Below are 556 nucleotides of genomic sequence, written 5' to 3'. Positions count from 1 at the left end.
GCTCGCTGGTCGCGCCGCGCATCGACGCCGGCCGGCTGGTCGAAATGCCGTTTTCCAATCTCAGCAACGGCCTGCGCCTCTGGGTCGACGTGGTCTGGTCCAAGCAGCGGCCCATGGGCCTGGGCGCGCAGCTGTTCGTGCAGGCCATGGGCAGGCAGATGGCCGACGACTGACGGTCACCGGACGCCGATCACAGCTGCAGCCAGGCCTCGCCCACGCCATCGAACTGCACATGCACGCTGTCCCCGGCCTGGGCGCGCGCCAGACCGACCCAGCTGCCCGTGGTCACGACCGTACCGGCGCCCAGCGTGCCGTACTGTTCAGTCGCATGGCGCAGCCAGTCGGCGAGCAGCCAGGCCGGATCACCGAGCGAATGGGTGTCGGTGTGCACGCTGGTTTCGCCGCTGCCTATGCGCAGCCGGCAGACCTGGCGCGACCAGTCGGGCGCGGCGCGCAGCAGATCGCACGGCTGCCAGTCGCCGACCACGAGCGCGCCATGGCACAGCTGGTCGGCGAGTGCCAGCAGCGGCGGCGACGCGAACTGCTGCAGCCAGCG

At 71.0% G+C, this 556-nt stretch carries 1 protein-coding gene and 1 pseudogene; one reads left to right on the top strand and one right to left on the bottom strand.

Going from position 1 to position 556, the window contains the following annotated elements; genetic code table 11:
- Positions 1-173, top strand: a pseudogene (locus D3H34_RS34895) (LysR family transcriptional regulator); the annotation flags it as partial.
- Positions 174-190: 17 nt separating this feature from the next.
- On the opposite strand, the gene D3H34_RS33635 reads toward D3H34_RS34895, so the two are convergent.
- On the bottom strand, positions 191-556 hold a 366-nt coding region (locus D3H34_RS33635; RefSeq protein WP_147400645.1), incomplete at its 5' end, for a fumarylacetoacetate hydrolase family protein.

This window comes from Acidovorax cavernicola (assembly GCF_003581445.1).
This window is presented reverse-complemented; position numbering and strand designations above follow the sequence as displayed.